Below are 14,358 nucleotides of genomic sequence, written 5' to 3'. Positions count from 1 at the left end.
GGTGAGTGAGCGGTTTTGGCCCAATCCTATGGGGCGTGCCGCGATACCCGTGAAACGGTTTGTGCCGGGCTACGTCACCGGGTGGCTGGAGGGGCGGTCCGACGGGGACGGCGGGAGGGCTGCCTGGGGGCGGTGCCAGCCGTGCTCGCCCCGGGCGCGCAGCCACGCCGTGGTCTCCTGGGGCGGCATCGCGGCGGCGACCAGCCAGCCCTGGACCGCGTCGCAGCCCAGGTCGCGCAGCCGCTCCCAGGTCTCGTCGTCCTCGACGCCCTCGGCGACGACCAGGAGGCCGAGGGAGTGGGCGAGGTCGACCGTGCAGCGCACGATCTCGGCGTCCTCGGTGTCGACGGCGAGGCGGGCCACGAACGACCGGTCGATCTTGAGCTCGCTCACCGGGAGGCGGCGCAGGTGGACCAGGGACGAGTAGCCGGTGCCGAAGTCGTCCAGGGACATCTTCACGCCGTGGGCGGTGAGGGCGGCGAGCGTGTCGGCGGCGCGCTGCGGGTCCTCCAGCAGCACGTGCTCCGTTATCTCCAGCTGGAGCGCCCCGGCGGGGACGCCGTGCCGCGCCAGCCGGGCGGCGACCGCACCGGCGAAACCGGGGCTGTGGACGTCGCGCGGGGAGACGTTCACCGCGACGGGGACCTCCAGGCCCTGGGCGCGCCACCGGGCGACCTGGGCGAGGGCGGTCTCCAGGACGTACTCGGTGAGGTGGGGCATCAGGCCCGAGGACTCGGCGATGGCGATGAACTCGTCCGGGGGGACCCGGCCGCGCTCCGGGTGCACCCAGCGCACCAGCGCCTCCAGTCCGGCGACGTGGCCGTCGAAGCGGACCTTGGGCTGGTAGTGCAGCTCGACCTCGCCGGCGTCGAGGGCGCGGCGCAGGTCGCCGAGGAGGCCGAGGCGGTCGGGGGTGTTGGAGTCGCGCTTGGACTCGTACACCTCGACGCCCGTGCGGTCGCGCTTGGCCTGGTACATGGCGACGTCGGCGCGCTGGAGGAGCCCTTCGGCGTCCAGGGCGTGGTCGGGGAAGACGGCGACCCCGGCGCTGGCCTCCAGGACGAGCGTGAGCCCGTCGAGGTCGAGCGGCGAGGAGAGGTCGGCGGCGAGGTGCCGGGCGACGCGCTGGGCGCTGGTGGTGGAGTCGGCGGTGGGCAGGAGCACGGCGAACTCGTCCCCGCCGAGCCGGGCGGCCTCCGCCCCGCGGGGCAGCGCGAGGCGCAGGCGCTCGGCGATCTGCAGCAGGAGCCGGTCGCCGGCGAGGTGGCCGAGGGTGTCGTTGACCGATCGGAAGCGGTCGAGGTCGATGAGGACGAGCGCGGCGCGGGTGCCGTCGGCTTCGGCGGCCTCCAGGGCGGACCAGGTGCGTTCGAGGAGCCACTGGCGGTTGGGGAGACCGGTGAGCGGGTCGCGCAGCTGCTCCTCGGCGCGGGCCCGGGCGATCCAGAGCGTGGAGTCGAGGGCGATTAAGGGCACGGCGAAGAGCGGCAGCAGCACCGGCAGGGATACGGCGACGACGCAGATGAGCGGGGCGATGCCGAGGAGGGCGACGGCGACGAGGCCCTGCCGGAGCAGCGCCGTGCGGGCGGCGGTGGGCAGGCTCCCGACCTGGGGGGCGAGCGTGTACCACAGGAGGAGCCGGGTCACCACCAGGTAGGTGGCGGCGGCGAGCGAGACCTCCGGTACGGCGGCGATCCCCCATTCGAGGGGCTCCCAGGGCCGTTCGACGGACGGGACGTCGCCGAAGGCGGCGAGGACGAGCGCGGCGGCCCCGATGCCGAGGACGTCGGCGGCGCCGTGCAGCAGGCCCTGCCGCCAGCGGTGCCGGCGGGCGGCGCTGACGAGCACGACGACCGCGAGGCTGACCAGCCCGGCCGGCACCCAGCCGTACAGGATGAGGACGGCGAGGGTGAGGGCGGCGCCGGAGCCCGTGCCGCCCCACCAGCGGTCACGGCCGAGGGCGACGAGGTGGCCGACGACGATGCCCGTGAGGACGGCCAGGGACCAGCCGGTGGCGCCGCCGGGGAAGAGGGCGTGGCCCTGGCTGACGGCGCGGTGGAAGCCGGTGGCGAGCGCGACGCCCGCGAGGGCCACCACGAGGGCGGGGAGCCTGGCGGCGAGGCCCTGGAAGGCCGCGGCCGCCGGGCAGGCGCGCGTACGCGGTCGTGCGACCGGGTCGGCACTCTCGGTCGGTTTCATTCCGTCCCTCTCACAGCCGGCGGTGCCGTTGCCTCTGCCTCGTGGTGGCCCGTCGTCACACCACCACGACCACCGCGAACGGACGTTCCCCATGGCGGCCGCGCACGACAGGCGCACGTCACAACAGTAGGCCGCGGAGCGCTTTCGCGGGCGGCGCTCTACAGCTCTTGCCCGAATGAGACCCGGCCACCCGTAACCGTCCGGTATGCGCTGAACGGGTGATGATTTCCGGCCTGTTACCGCCCTTCGCGGCCGGTTCCGGTCTACTCCTCGACGGGGACGGCCACCTCCCGGGCCGCGTCGGGCCCCTGGGTCAGCAGCACCGTGAAGCCGTCCTCGTCCAGAACCGGGACCTTCAGCTGCATCGCCTTGTCGTACTTGGAGCCCGGACTGTCGCCGACGACCACGAACGAGGTCTTCTTGGAGACGGAACCGGTCACCTTGGCGCCGACGCTCTGGAGCGCCTCTTTCGCGCCATCCCTGGTGTAGTTCTGCAGGGTGCCGGTGACGACGACCGTGAGCCCCTCCAGCGGTCGGGGGCCCTCGTCCTCCCCGGTGCTCTCCTCCTCCATCCGGACGCCGGCGGCCCGCCACTTGCGCAGGATCTCGCGGTGCCACTCCTCGGCGAACCACTGCTTCAGGGAGGCGGCGATGGTGGAGCCGACACCCTCGACGGCCGCCAGCTCCTCCTCGGTGGCCGCCTCGATGCGGTCGAGGGAGCGGAACTCGCGGGCGAGGGCCTCCGCCGCCACCGGTCCGACGTGGCGGATCGACAGGGCGGTGATGACCCGGGCGAGCGGGCGCCGCTTGGCCTCCTCGATGTTGCGGAGCATCGCGAGGGCGTTCTTCCGCGGCTCGCCCTGCTGGTTGGCGAAGACGGTGACGACCTTCTCCTCGCCCGTCTTCGGGTCCCGCTTGGGCAGGCCGCTGTCCTGGTCCAGGACGTACGCCTTGATGGGCAGGAGCTGCTCGATGGTCAGGTCGAACAGGTCGCCCTCGTCGACGAGCGGCGGGTCGGCGGGCTCCAGCGGCCGGGTGAGCGCGGCGGCGGCGACGTAGCCGAAGTTCTCGATGTCGAAGCAGCGGCGCCCGGCGAGGTAGAAGAGTCTTTCGCGCAGCTGTGCGGGACACGTCCGGCCGTTCGGGCAGCGCAGGTCGACGTCGCCCTCCTTCATCGGCTTCAGCGGCGTGCCGCACTCGGGGCACTCGGCCGGCATGACGAACTCGCGCTCGCTGCCGTCCCGCAGGTCGACTACGGGGCCGAGGATCTCCGGGATGACGTCGCCCGCCTTGCGCAGCACCACGGTGTCCCCGATGAGGACGCCCTTGGCCTTGACCACGTCCTGGTTGTGCAGCGTGGCGAACTCGACCTCGGAGCCGGCCACGGTCACCGGCTCGACCTGCGCGTACGGCGTGACGCGGCCGGTGCGGCCGACGCCGACGCGGATGTTCACCAGGCGGGTGTTCACCTCCTCCGGGGCGTACTTGTACGCGATGGCCCAGCGGGGGGCGCGCGAGGTGGAGCCGAGCCGCCCCTGGAGGCGGATCTCGTCGAGCTTGACGACCACGCCGTCGATCTCGTGCTCCACGGAGTGGCGGTGCTCGCCGAAGTGGGCGATGAACTCCCGCACCCCGTCGAGGGAGTCGACGACGCGGTTGTGCCGGGCCGTCGGCAGGCCCCACGCCTGGAGCAGCCCGTACGCCTCGGAGAGGCGGTCGAGGTCGAGGCCCTCGTGGGCGCCGATGCCGTGCACCACCATGTGCAGCGGACGCGTGGCGGTGACGCGCGGGTCCTTCTGGCGCAGGGAGCCTGCGGCGGCGTTGCGCGGGTTGGCGAAGGGCTTGTCGCCGGCGGCGACCAGACGGGCGTTCAGCTCCTCGAACTTCTCCATCGGGAAGTAGACCTCGCCGCGGATCTCCACGAGGTCGGGAACGCGGTCCCCCCGGAGCCGGTCGGGGACGTCGGCGATGGTGCGGACGTTCGGCGTGATGTCCTCGCCGGTCCGGCCGTCGCCGCGGGTCGCGGCACGCGTCAGCCGGCCCTTCTCGTACGTGAGGTTGACGGCGAGGCCGTCGACCTTCAGCTCGCACAGGAAGCGGTGCTCCGCGGCGCCGACGTCCCGCGCGACGCGCTCGGCCCAGGCGGCGAGCTCCTCGTCGTCGAAGGCGTTGTCCAGGGAGAGCATCCGCTCCCGGTGCCGGACGGCCGTGAACTCCGTCTCGTACGCCCCGGCGACCTTCTGCGTCGGCGAGTCGGGCGTGCGCAGCTCCGGGTACCGCTCCTCCAGCCGCTCCACGGAGCGCAGCAGCCGGTCGAAGTCGGCGTCGCTGATGACCGGCTGGTCCTTCACGTAGTACCGGAAGCGGTGCTCCTCGACCTCCTCGGCCAGCCGGGCGTGCTCCTCCCGGACGTCCGCCGGCACCACGTCGCGCTGCTCGTGCTGTTCGACAGCCACGTCGATCCTCCCGTTACTCAGGGTTGTCCGCGAGGGACTTCGCCGCCTTGACACAGTGCGCCAGCGCACTGCGGGCGTAGGCGGGCGAAGCACCCGCGAGCCCACACGTGGGAGTGATCACCAAGGACTCCGCGAGGGTCCCCGGTTGCAGCCCCAGCCTGCGCCACAGCGTCCTGACACCCATGACGCTACCGGCAGGGTCCGACAACGGGCCGTCGGTGGAGGGCACCACGCCCGCGAAGAGCTTCGTCCCTCCCTCGACCGCCTCCCCGATCGCCTCCTCGTCACGCTCGGTGAGCAGTCCGAAATCGAACGAGATGCCAGCGGCGCCGGCCCGGCGCAGCAGGGCGAACGGCACGTCGGGGGCGCACGAGTGGATGACGGCGGGCCCGTCGTGGACGCCCATCACCTCGCGCAGGGCGCCCTCGACGACCTGGCGGTCGACGGCGCGGTGGGTGCGGTAGCCGCTGGCGGTCCTGACGTGTCCCCGCAGCACCGCGGTGAGGGACGGCTCGTCCAGCTGCAGCACGATCCGCGCGCCGGGGACGCGGCGGCGCACCTCCGCCAGGTGGCCGCGCAGGCCCTCGGCGAGCGACGCGGAGAGGTCGCGGCAGGCGCCGGGGTCGCCGAGGGCGGCCTCGCCGCCGCGCAGCTCCAGCGCGGCGGCGAGCGTCCAGGGGCCGACGGCCTGCACCTTGAGCACGCCCTCGTACCCCTGGGTGAACTCCTCCAGCGCGTCCAGGTCCTGCCGCAGCCACGCGTGGGCCCGGCGGGTGTCGCGGCCGGGCCGGTCGCCGACCCGCCACCCGCTGGGCTCCACGCGCGCGTAGACCTCGACGAGCAGGCCCGCGGTCCGGCCGATCATGTCGGCGCCGGGACCGCGGCCGGGCAGTTCGGGCAGGTGGACGAAGTCCTCGAAGGACCCGGTCACGGCCTTGGCGGCCTCGCGCGCGTCGCCGCCCGGCATCGAGCCGACCCCGGTGGCCGGACCCCAGTTGATCTCGTCGCTGTCGTTGTTCTGGCTCACCCGGGAAGGGTACGCGCCGCTTGCCGGACGGGCTTCCTAGCGGCCCGGGCGGACGGTCAGGTCCTGGATCTCCGCGTCGCGGGGCAGGTCGAGGGCCGTGAGGATCGTCGTCGCGACCGACTCCGGGTCCATGAGGCGGGAGGTGTCGTACTCCTTGCCCTCCTGCCGGTGGACCTTGGCCTGCATGGGGCTGGCCGTGCGGCCCGGGTAGACGGAGGTGACGCGCACGCCGTGGGGGCGCTCCTCGGCGCGCAGCGCGTCGGCGAGGGCCCGCAGGCCGTGCTTGGAGGCGGCGTAGGCGGACCAGTCGGCGTTCGCGTGGAGGCCCGCGCCGGAGTTGACGAACACCACGTGGCCCTGGGAGACGCGCAGCTGCGGCAGGAGGAGCCGGGTCAGCTCGGCCGGGGCGACGAGGTTCACGTCGAGCTGCGCGCGCCACGCCTTGGTGGTGAGCTCGCCGACGGGGCCGAGGTCGACGACGCCGGCGATGTGGAGCAGCGTGTCGAGCCGGTCGGGCAGCTCCTGGTGGGAGAAGGCCCAGGAGAGCCGGTCGGGGTTGGCGAGGTCCCCGACGAGCGTGCGGGCACCGGGGTGGAGCTCCGCCAGTTCCTTCGCGCGCCCGGCGTCCCGGGCCAGCAGGATGAGCTCGTCCCCGCGCGCGTGGAGGCGGCGGGCGACCGCCGCGCCGATGCCGGAGCCCGCGCCGGTGATCAGGTGTGTGGTCATGGGGCCATGCTCGCACCCGGGCGGCCGGGGGGTTCCGGCGGCCGGGGGTGCCCGCAGCCGGGCGGGGGCCCGGGGGCCGGTGGGGGCTGGGGGTGGGTGGGGGTGGGTGGGGGCACGAAGTTGCGGGCCTTCGGGGCCTGCGGGGTGCCGGCGGACGGCGGGCCCGCCACCGGAGCCCGGGCCGTCGCGGACGGCGGGCCGCGGTGGCCCGGGGCGGGGCTCTACCGGATGCCGGCGGACTCCTCCAGGTAGGCGAGGGCGGAGACCGCGTCCTCCGCGAAGAACACCAGATCGGTGAGGGGCAGCGGCAGGAACCCCTCCTCGTCCATGCGGCGGAACTGCTGCTTCAGCCCGTCGTAGAAGCCGGCGGTGTTGAGCAGGACGACGGGCTTGGTGTGCAGGCCGTGCTTCTTCAGCTCCAGGATCTCGGTGGCCTCGTCCAGCGTCCCGGTGCCGCCCACCATGACGACGATCGCGTCGGCGCGCGCGAGGAGCTGCGCCTTGCGCTCGGCGAGGTCCCGGGCGACGATCATCTCGTCGCAGCCGGGCCGGGCCTTGTGCTGCAGGAACTCCACCGAGATCCCGACCAGCCGCCCGCCCGCCGCCTGCACGCCGTCGGCGACGACCTTCATCAGCCCGGCGTCCGAGCCGCCCCACACGAGGGTGTGGCCGCCCTTGCCGAGGAGCTCGGCGAACTCGTGGGCGGCGGTCGTGTAGCGCTCGTCGAGGTCGGCGGCGGAGAGGAAGACGCAGATGTCCATGGGCTCACGGTACGGGCCCGGTCCGGGAACCCGCCCGCCGCTGGGGCCGTTGACCGGACATGACGCCTCCAGGACACCGCATCACGGTCGGCCCGGCGGACGGGCCGGTACGGGTCGAGCGGGACGGCCGGGTCCTCGCCGACAGCGAGCGCGCCCTCGCCCTGCGGGAGACGGGCTGCCCCGTCCGGTACTACCTGCCGCCCGAGGACGTGGCGACCGAGCTGCTGGTCCCCTCCGGGACGACGACCTACTGCCCGTTCAAGGGCACCGCCTCCTACTGGTCCCTGCCGGGCCGGCCGGACGCGGTGTGGGCCTACCTCGACCCGAAGCCGGAAGTCGCCGCCATCCGGGGCCACTTCTGCTTCTACGGGCAGGACGGTGACCCGAGCGGGCCGGAAGGGTCCTGACGGGACCCCGTCGGGGCGCGAGCGCGCCCGGCGGGGGCGCGAGCGGGGCCCGGTGAGGCCGGTGGTCCCGGCCGGACTTCGGCTCCGACCGACGGGGTGCGCGCCGTCCGCCGGTCCGCCCCGGCATGGACGATGTGAGGACGACACCGCCCGGCCCCACCGTCGCCACCGCCGAGGGCCGGGTGACATCGACGGACGGCACCCCCATCGCGTACGGCCGGTGCGGCGGGGGCCCGCCGCTGGTACTGGTCGGCGGCGCCCCGTCGCCGGGCGGGTGGGAGCGGCGGCCGGCGGTACCTGGGCCCGGCGCCAAGCGGTACGTGGGCCCCGCCGGTCAGGCGGTGGGCGGGCTCGACGCCAGGCGGTACCCGGGTCCGGCCGGTCAGGCGGTGGCCGGCCCCGGCGTCAGGCGGTGGCGGGGGCGGTCGTGCGGCGGGTCGTCGTGGCGATGGTGGCCGAGCCGACCACGCGGGTGCCGTCGTACAGGACGATCGCCTGGCCCGGGGCGACGCCGCGGACCGGCTCGGTGAAGGTGACACGCAGTTCGTCGCCCTCCACCGACGCCGTCACCTCCGTCTCGCCGCCGTGGGCGCGCAGCTGCGCGGTGTACGTGCCGGAGCCCTCGGGGGCGCGGCCGCACCAACGGGGCCGGATCGCCGTGAGCGCCGTGACGTCGAGCGCCTCGGCGGGGCCGACGGTGACGGTGTTGTCCACGGGCGAGATGTCCAGGACGTAGCGGGGCTTGCCGTCCGGCGCCGGGTGCCCGATCCGCAGGCCCTTGCGCTGGCCGATGGTGAAGCCGTACGCGCCGTCGTGGCTGCCGACCCTCGTGCCGGACTCGTCGACGATGTCGCCCTCCGCCTTGCCCAGGCGGGAGGCCAGGAAGCCCTGCGTGTCGCCGTCGGCGATGAAGCAGATGTCGTGGCTGTCGGGCTTCTTCGCGACGGCGAGGCCCCGCCGCTCGGCCTCGGCGCGGATCTCGTCCTTGGTCGTGACGGTGTCGCCCAGCGGGAACAGGGCGTGGGCCAGCTGGCGCTCGTCGAGGACGCCGAGGACGTACGACTGGTCCTTGGCCATGTCGGAGGCCCGGTGCAGCTCGCGGGTGCCGTCGGCGAGGGTCACCACCTTGGCGTAGTGGCCGGTGCAGACGGCGTCGAAGCCGAGCGCCAGGGCCTTGTCCAGGAGGGCGGCGAACTTGATCTTCTCGTTGCATCGGAGGCACGGGTTGGGGGTGCGGCCCGCCTCGTACTCGGCGACGAAGTCCTCCACCACGTCCTCGCGGAACCGCTCCGCCAGGTCCCAGACGTAGAAGGGGATGCCGATCACGTCGGCGGCGCGGCGGGCGTCGCGGGAGTCCTCGATGGTGCAGCAGCCCCGGGCACCGGTGCGGAAGGACTGCGGATTCGCGGAGAGCGCGAGGTGCACCCCCGTCACGTCGTGTCCCGCCTCCGCGGCGCGGGCGGCGGCGACGGCGGAGTCCACGCCGCCGGACATGGCGGCGAGGACGCGGAGGGGGCGCGGGGAGGTGTCAGTCATAGCCCCACCAGGGTACGGGGCGCCGGGAACCGTCGTCGCGTGAGTAAGCGTTCACGGTCACATGGGCAGTGGAGAGAGTGGACGGGTGGGGCGGCGCGCCCTGCTGATCGGCGGCGGGGCCGCCGCGGTGGGCGCGGCGGCGCTGGGGTGGGACGAGCTGCGGCGCGCCTGGTGGCGGTTGCCCGGGACGGAGCGCAAGCGGGTGGAGGGCGCGCTGGACCACGCCGGCGCGCAGTGGACGGCGGCGGCGCGGGCGAACTGGCGGCGGGCGGACCGCCCGGACGACTTCGGCATCGACCGGGTGGTGGTCCACGTCGTGCAGGGCAGCTTCGCGACGGCGCTGAGGGTCTTCAAGAATCCGGGGCACGGCGCGGCGGCGCACTACGTGGTGGGCAAGGACGGGCGGGTCGCGCAGATGATCCGCGAGCTGGACGTGGCCTTCCACGCGGGCAACCGCGACATGAACGAGCGGAGCATCGGCATCGAGCACGAGGGGTTCGTCGACCGCCCGCAGGACTTCACGGAGGCGATGTACGCCTCGTCGGCCCGGCTGACGGCCGGGATATGCGCCCGGTACGGCATACCCGTCGACCGGGAGCACATCATCGGCCACGTCGAGGTGGAGGGCACGGACCACACCGACCCCGGGCCGCACTGGGACTGGGACCGGTACCTGCGGCTGGTGCGGCGCGCCGCGACGGCACCCACCACCGCACCGACCCTCCCGCCCCGGGCCTGAGCCGGACCCCGAGGCCGCCCTCGGGAGCCAGGGCCCCGGCCCGCCGGGCCGGGGCGTCCCGACCGGCCGGGGGCGCCCGACGGGGCCGGCGCGACCGGCGAGGTCCCTAGCTGAGGCCGGCGGTGCGGGCCCGGGCGACGGCCGGGCCGATGGCCCGGGCGAGGGCGTCGACGTCGGCGCGGGTCGAGGTGTGGCCGAGGGTGAAGCGGAGCGTGCCGCGGGCCAGGTCGGCGTCGGTACCGGTGGCCAGGACGACGTGGCTGGGCTGGGCGACGCCGGCGGTGCAGGCGGAGCCGGTGGAGCACTCGATGCCCTGGGCGTCGAGGAGCAGCAGCAGGGAGTCGCCCTCGCAGCCGGGGAAGCTGAAGTGGGCGTTGGCGGGGAGCCGGTCCACGGGGTCGCCGCCGAGGACGGCGTCCGGGACGGCCGTGCGGACGGCGTCGACCAGCGCGTCGCGCAGGGCCCCGACCTCGCGGGCGAACGTCTCGCGGCGCTCGGTGGCGAGCCGGGCGGCGACGGCGAAGGCGGCGACGGCGGGCACGTCGAGCGTGCCGGAGCGCACGTGGCGCTCCTGGCCGCCGCCGTGCAGGACGGGCACGGGGCTGTGCTCGCGCCCGAGCAGGAGCGCGCCGATGCCGTACGGGCCGCCGATCTTGTGGCCGGAGACGGTCATGGCGGCGAGCCCGGAGTCGGCGAAGGCGACGGGGAGCTGACCGACGGCCTGGACGGCGTCGGAGTGCAGGGGGACGTCGAACTCGCGGGCGACGGCGGCGAGTTCGCGCACGGGCTGGACCGTGCCGATCTCGTTGTTCGCCCACATGACCGTGGCCAGGGCGACGTCGTGCGGGTCGCGCGCGAGGGCCTCGCGCAGGGCGTCGGGGTGGACGCGGCCGTGGGCGTCGACGGGCAGGTACTCGACGGTGGCGCCCTCGTGCTCGCCGAGCCAGTGGACGGCGTCCAGTACGGCGTGGTGCTCGACGGGGCTGGTGAGGACGCGGACGCGGCGCGGGTCGGTCGCCCTGCGGGACCAGTACAGGCCCTTCACGGCGAGGTTGTCGGCCTCGGTGCCGCCGGAGGTGAGGACGACCTCGCTGGGCCGGGCCCCGAGCGCCTCGGCGAGCGTCTCGCGGGCCTCCTCGACGGTGCGGCGGGCCCGGCGCCCGGCGGCGTGCAGGGACGAGGCGTTGCCCGTGGCGGTCAGCTGGGCGGTCATCGCCTCGATCGCCTCCGGGAGCATCGGAGTGGTCGCGGCGTGGTCGAGGTAGGCCATGGTGACCCGATTCTACGAGCCCGCCGCGCGCCGCCGTCGGCGGCGTATCCGGCCATTCGCCCGGGCCGCCGTCCCGGGCCGCCGCGGGGCTGTCGACCTGGCCCCGCCGCCCGTCACCGGCCGGTCAGCCGAGGCTCCAGGAGACCGTGTCGTTGAGCGAGGTGAGGACGGCGAGGATCACCAGGTCGGCGGTGCCGAGGGCGAGGCCGAGGAAGGCGCGCCCCCGCCGGGCGGTGCCGCGGCGCAGGGCGAGCAGGGCGAGGCCGATGGCGAGCGGCCCGAGCAGGATGTTGAGCACGAGCAGGCCGACGAGTCCCAGCACGAAGGCGGCGACGGCCATGCCGTCGGCGTCGCGGCGCGGGATCGGGTTCGGAGTCCCGGGCCGGGCCTGGTTCCCGGGGGGCCGGGTCTGGTTCCGGGTGGGGGTCACGGCGCGTTCCACGACGGCCCCCCTCAGTTCCGGTGCCGTCGGGCGCCGCGCTCGCGGGCCGCGAAGACGAGCAGCCACGCGGCGATGGCGGCGGCCGCCACGGCGGTGACGGGCGGGGGGACGAAGGCCGCGGTACCCATGAGCGTGCCGAGTACCAGCAGGGCTGCGACGAGGAAGAGCATCGGGTTGCCTCTCGTTGAGCGGACAACTGTGCACTGACTTTCCAGTCTAGTAGGCGTGTACCCCTGGAGGCCGGGGAGGAACGGCTGTTTACTGCATGGCATGAGTCACAGCACCGGCGCCCCGGCGGCGGGCGTCCGGCAGGTGCGCAAACAGCGGACCCGCCGGGCCCTCATGGACGCGGCGCTCGCCCTGTTGGAGGACCAGAGCCTCGGGAGCCTGGGCCTCCGGGAGGTGGCGCGGACGGCGGGGATCGCGCCGACCGCCTTCTACCGGCACTTCGCCGGCGTGGCGGACCTCGGCGTGGCGCTCGTGGACGAGGCCCTGGGCAGCCTCCACGGCACGATCCGCACGACGCTCGCGGCCACGGGGGACAGCGAGGAGCGGATCGCCGGGACGGTGGAGCTGATCGGCCGACTGGTGGCGGACTCCCCCGCCCACGTGCTGTTCCTGGCACGGGAGCGGCACGGCGGTGTGCGGCGGGTGCGCGAGGCGATCGGCGGCGAGCTGGACCGCTTCGCGGCGGAGGTGGCCGACGCGCTGGCCGCCCTGCCGGAGGGACGCGGCTGGGAGCGCGCGGACCTGCTGATGCTGGCGCGGCTGTACGTCGACCTCATGGTGACGACCGCGTCGGCGCTCCTGGCGGCCGGGCCGGACCCCGCCGCCCGCGAGCGGGTGGCGGACGAGGCCCGGCGGCGGATGCGGCTGGTGACGCTCGGCAGCCGCCACTGGCTGGACTGACGACCCGCCCATCCCGCGGCCCGCGCCCCGGAAGGCGGCAACCTCAGCCGGGACCCACCCCGGAGGGCCCCGCACAGGCGGGCGCACGCGTCAGCGGCGTTGCGGACACGGGCCGGGCACGGTCGGTGTTACGGGCACGGGCGCCAGCGGCGTACGGGTACGCAACGGGCCACAGGGTCAGCGGCACCCCGGCAGGGGCACGAGCACGGGGCCGGGCGTCAGCCGCACCCGGTACGGGCACGGAGCCGGGCGCCGTCCGCACCCGGGTACGGACGGCGGCCCCGGCGTCAGCGGGGCGCGCGAGCGAGCTGGCGGGACTGCGCGACGAGCCGGTCGGCGCTGTCCCAGACCTCCGCGTCCTCCTCCAGGAAGCCGCCGGCGAGGTTGCGCGTGGTGATGGAGACGCGCAGCGGTCCGGGGGCGGGGCGGCAGCGGACGTGGGCGGTGAGCTCGACGGTCGGCGTCCAGCCGCTGAGGCCGAGGTCGAAGGCGGTGGGCGGCAGCGCGTCGACGGTCAGCAGCAGGGAGAGCGGGTCGGGGTCGCGGCCGTCGGCGAGGCCGAACCAGCCGCGCACCTCGCCCTTGCCGGAGGGGGCGCCGAGCGCCCAGCCGAGGGTGGCCGGGTCGAGCTTGATGTCGAGCAGCCGGGTGATCTCGGCGGATCCGGGCAGCGGCTCGGGGGCGTCGGACGGACCGAGGCAGTGCTCGTACGGGGGGATGGCCGGCGGCTTGGCGCTGGTGCGCACGTCGTCGCTGAGGGCGTCGAGGTCGCCGTAGGTGGCGAGGACGCGGATGTGCTCGCGCTCGGTGCCGTCCTCGGCACGCTGGTAGAGCGACGCCTGGCCGGTCGAGAGGGTGCGGCCGGTCCGGACGATCTCGGTGCGGATGACGGCGGGGCCGGGCAGCGAGGGCGCCAGGTAGTGGGCCGAGACCGAGAAGGGGTGCGGGTGCGGGAGCGCGTCGCCGAGGGCGCGGCCCAGCAGGGCGAGCAGGTATCCGCCGTTGACGACGCCGAAGATCGTCCAGTCGGCGGAGAGGTCCGTGTCGTAGACGCCCGGGGAGCGGAGGGCGACCGCGGTGTCGCGGTCGAACTGACTGCTGTCCATGCGCAGCACGGTACAACAGGAAACTACTAAGCGGTAGCTTTCTCGGGGGCCTCCTCCGAGGCGGTGGAGCGCCGGTTCCAGGCCCGCGGCGCCCGCCAGCGGTAGCGCAGCGCGAGCAGGCGCAGGACGAAGGCGGCGAGCGCGGCGACGGCGCTGGTGAACGGGTTGAGCACGTGGAAGTGGAGGAAGAGCGCCACCATGGTCGAGCCGACGATCGCGGGCACCGCGTAGAGGTCGCGGTCCCAGCGCAGCAGCGACGGCGCCTCGTTGGCGAGCACGTCGCGCAGCACGCCGCCCCCGACGGCGGTCGCCAGCCCGAGGACCGCGGACTGGGTGAGCCCGAGCCCGTACTCGTACGCCTTGGTCGTCCCGGCCACGCAGAACAGCCCCAGTCCGGCGGCGTCGAAGGTGTTGACGGCCGCCTGGGTGCGCTCGACGACGGGGTGCAGGAAGAACACCAGCACCGTGGCGACCAGGGGCATCAGGAAGTACCCGAGGTCGGTGAAGGCCGCGGGCGGTACGGCGCCGATGATCAGGTCCCGCAGCAGCCCGCCGCCCAGCGCGGTGACCTCGGCGAGCACGGCCATGCCGAAGACGTCGAAGTTCTTCCGGACGGCGAGGAGCGCGCCGGAGATCGCGAAGACGAAGATCCCCGCGAGGTCGAGCGCGTGGAGCACGGAGGGGGTGAACAGAGACTGGAGCACCGCACTGTTGTACCGCGTGCCAGGCGGGTCACGGCGCGCCGTCTCACCCGCCGGCCCGTCCCGGCCCGGCCGGCGG

General features: G+C 74.8%; 14 protein-coding genes. 3 read left to right on the top strand and 11 right to left on the bottom strand.

The window, feature by feature from the left end:
* Positions 1 to 69 precede the first annotated feature (69 nt).
* The 5 genes from ACF053_RS13865 to ACF053_RS13845 all read right to left on the bottom strand — a co-directional run bounded on the left by ACF053_RS13865 (position 70) and on the right by ACF053_RS13845 (position 7,169).
* Positions 70 to 2,199 carry a putative bifunctional diguanylate cyclase/phosphodiesterase gene (locus ACF053_RS13865; RefSeq protein WP_391954060.1) on the bottom strand — a complete coding sequence of 710 codons (2,130 nt, stop codon included), beginning with the start codon at positions 2,197 to 2,199 and terminating at the stop codon, positions 70 to 72.
* A gap of 263 nt (positions 2,200 to 2,462) precedes the next feature.
* Positions 2,463 to 4,655 (bottom strand): NAD-dependent DNA ligase LigA, encoded by a 2,193-nt coding sequence (ligA, locus tag ACF053_RS13860; RefSeq protein ID WP_391954059.1) that lies wholly within the window; start codon positions 4,653 to 4,655, stop codon positions 2,463 to 2,465.
* Between the two features lie 13 nt (positions 4,656 to 4,668).
* Positions 4,669 to 5,682: a methionine synthase gene (locus tag ACF053_RS13855; protein ID WP_391954058.1), complete on the bottom strand. Its 1,014-nt coding sequence runs from the start codon at positions 5,680 to 5,682 to the stop codon at positions 4,669 to 4,671.
* A 36-nt stretch (positions 5,683 to 5,718) separates the two neighbouring features.
* A complete protein-coding gene (locus ACF053_RS13850) occupies positions 5,719 to 6,408 on the bottom strand; it encodes an SDR family oxidoreductase (protein ID WP_391954057.1) in 690 nt (229 codons plus the stop codon).
* 221 nt (positions 6,409 to 6,629) lie between these two features.
* Positions 6,630 to 7,169 carry an LOG family protein gene (locus ACF053_RS13845; RefSeq protein ID WP_391954056.1) on the bottom strand — a complete coding sequence of 180 codons (540 nt, stop codon included), beginning with the start codon at positions 7,167 to 7,169 and terminating at the stop codon, positions 6,630 to 6,632.
* A gap of 59 nt (positions 7,170 to 7,228) precedes the next feature.
* Between ACF053_RS13845 and ACF053_RS13840 the strand changes: the two genes are divergently transcribed.
* Complete coding sequence (locus ACF053_RS13840; RefSeq protein ID WP_391954055.1) at positions 7,229 to 7,576, top strand: DUF427 domain-containing protein; 348 nt, start codon at positions 7,229 to 7,231, stop codon at positions 7,574 to 7,576.
* Between the two features lie 405 nt (positions 7,577 to 7,981).
* On the opposite strand, the gene mnmA is transcribed toward ACF053_RS13840, so the two are convergent.
* On the bottom strand, positions 7,982 to 9,112 hold the full coding sequence (mnmA, locus tag ACF053_RS13835) for a tRNA 2-thiouridine(34) synthase MnmA (RefSeq protein WP_391954054.1): 1,131 nt from the start codon (positions 9,110 to 9,112) through the stop codon (positions 7,982 to 7,984).
* 61 nt (positions 9,113 to 9,173) lie between these two features.
* Between mnmA and ACF053_RS13830 the strand changes: the two genes are divergently transcribed.
* Positions 9,174 to 9,851 (top strand): N-acetylmuramoyl-L-alanine amidase, encoded by a 678-nt coding sequence (locus ACF053_RS13830; protein WP_391954053.1) that lies wholly within the window; start codon positions 9,174 to 9,176, stop codon positions 9,849 to 9,851.
* Between the two features lie 106 nt (positions 9,852 to 9,957).
* Here the strand turns inward: ACF053_RS13830 and ACF053_RS13825 are convergent, their stop codons facing one another.
* The 3 genes from ACF053_RS13825 to ACF053_RS13815 form a co-directional block, all read right to left on the bottom strand.
* The gene (locus tag ACF053_RS13825) at positions 9,958 to 11,121 is read right to left on the bottom strand and encodes a cysteine desulfurase family protein (RefSeq protein WP_391954052.1); all 1,164 of its coding nucleotides are present in this window, start codon (positions 11,119 to 11,121) and stop codon (positions 9,958 to 9,960) included.
* 124 nt (positions 11,122 to 11,245) lie between these two features.
* Complete coding sequence (locus ACF053_RS13820) at positions 11,246 to 11,485, bottom strand: DUF4190 domain-containing protein (RefSeq protein WP_391954110.1); 240 nt, start codon at positions 11,483 to 11,485, stop codon at positions 11,246 to 11,248.
* Between the two features lie 89 nt (positions 11,486 to 11,574).
* Positions 11,575 to 11,733 (bottom strand): hypothetical protein, encoded by a 159-nt coding sequence (locus ACF053_RS13815; RefSeq protein ID WP_198549356.1) that lies wholly within the window; start codon positions 11,731 to 11,733, stop codon positions 11,575 to 11,577.
* 100 nt (positions 11,734 to 11,833) lie between these two features.
* Between ACF053_RS13815 and ACF053_RS13810 the strand changes: the two genes are divergently transcribed.
* On the top strand, positions 11,834 to 12,472 hold the full coding sequence (locus ACF053_RS13810; protein ID WP_391954051.1) for a TetR family transcriptional regulator: 639 nt from the start codon (positions 11,834 to 11,836) through the stop codon (positions 12,470 to 12,472).
* A gap of 287 nt (positions 12,473 to 12,759) precedes the next feature.
* On the opposite strand, the gene ACF053_RS13805 is transcribed toward ACF053_RS13810, so the two are convergent.
* Positions 12,760 to 13,578 carry a thioesterase family protein gene (locus tag ACF053_RS13805; RefSeq protein ID WP_391954050.1) on the bottom strand — a complete coding sequence of 273 codons (819 nt, stop codon included), beginning with the start codon at positions 13,576 to 13,578 and terminating at the stop codon, positions 12,760 to 12,762.
* Between the two features lie 26 nt (positions 13,579 to 13,604).
* Positions 13,605 to 14,282, bottom strand: a complete 678-nt coding sequence (locus ACF053_RS13800) for a trimeric intracellular cation channel family protein (RefSeq protein ID WP_391954049.1) — start codon at positions 14,280 to 14,282, stop codon at positions 13,605 to 13,607.
* Between the last annotated feature and the right edge of the window lie 76 nt (positions 14,283 to 14,358).

It is taken from the genome of Streptomyces kanasensis, from assembly GCF_043077165.1.
In the GTDB taxonomy this organism is placed as follows: Bacteria; Actinomycetota; Actinomycetes; order Streptomycetales; family Streptomycetaceae; genus Streptomyces; species Streptomyces changanensis.
Note: the sequence above shows the minus strand (reverse complement) of the source record. Positions and strands in the feature narration are given on the sequence as shown.